Source organism: Microvirga sp. P4_G7, assembly GCF_056401005.1.
On sequence record NZ_JBFUKD010001044.1, the window covers coordinates 1 to 877 of the forward strand.

General features: G+C 62.7%; 1 protein-coding gene. It reads left to right on the forward strand.

The features are described 5' to 3' along the window. The first annotated feature begins 76 nt into the window (after positions 1-76). Positions 77-847 carry a lysophospholipid acyltransferase family protein gene (locus tag AC1DT3_RS22895; RefSeq protein WP_477467455.1) on the forward strand — a complete coding sequence of 257 codons (771 nt, stop codon included), beginning with the start codon at positions 77-79 and terminating at the stop codon, positions 845-847. Positions 848-877: the final 30 nt, after the last annotated feature.

Below are 877 nucleotides of genomic sequence, written 5' to 3' on the forward strand. Positions count from 1 at the left end.
TCGATTTCCCTTTGCGCATTGATGTTCTAGAAGAAGCCGCGTCGCGCGGGGGCGTTCCCGCCATACCGGTCGGGCCATGCTGTTTCTTCGTTCGTTTCTCTTCAACGTCRCATTCTACTGCAACATGGTCTTCTGGATGATCGTGCTGCTGCCGACCTTCGTGCTGCCGCGCCGGTTGTTCATCCGCGGGCCGCAATTGTGGGCGCGCACCTCCTTGTGGCTGCAGAAAGTCATCGCTGGAACGGATGTCACCTATCGGGGTCTCGACGCGGTTCCTCCGGGAGGGCTGATCGTCGCGGCCAAGCACCAATCACTTTGGGAGACCTTCGCGCTCCTGCCGCTGTTCGAGGCGCCGATCTTCATCCTGAAGCGCGAATTGATGTGGATCCCGGTCTTCGGCTGGTACACGTGGAAGGCCGGCTGCGTCGCGGTCGACCGCAAGGGCGGTTCGGCGGCACTCCTGCAAATGACCGCCCGCGCCCGCAAGGCCATCAAGGACGGGCATCAGATCTTGATCTTCCCCGAGGGCACACGCCGTTCGCCCGGCGCCCCGCCGGCCTACAAATACGGTGTCGCTCACCTTTATCAGAACCTCGGCGTCGTGTGCGTACCGATCGCCCTCAATTCAGGCTTGTTCTGGCCCCGTCGACGCTTCATCCGCCGCCCGGGAACGATCACGCTCGAGGTCCTCGAGATCATCCCGCCGGGCCGTTCACGTACGACGTTCTTCGCCATTCTGCAGCGGGAGATCGAAACGGCGTCCAACCGACTGCTCACCGAAGGCCGGGCGCAACTCGGCCTCGACGCCTCCACGGACAGCGAAGAGACCAATCTCTCTCAGGTCTGAGATTCGGGCGCATCCAAGGCAGCCACGAGA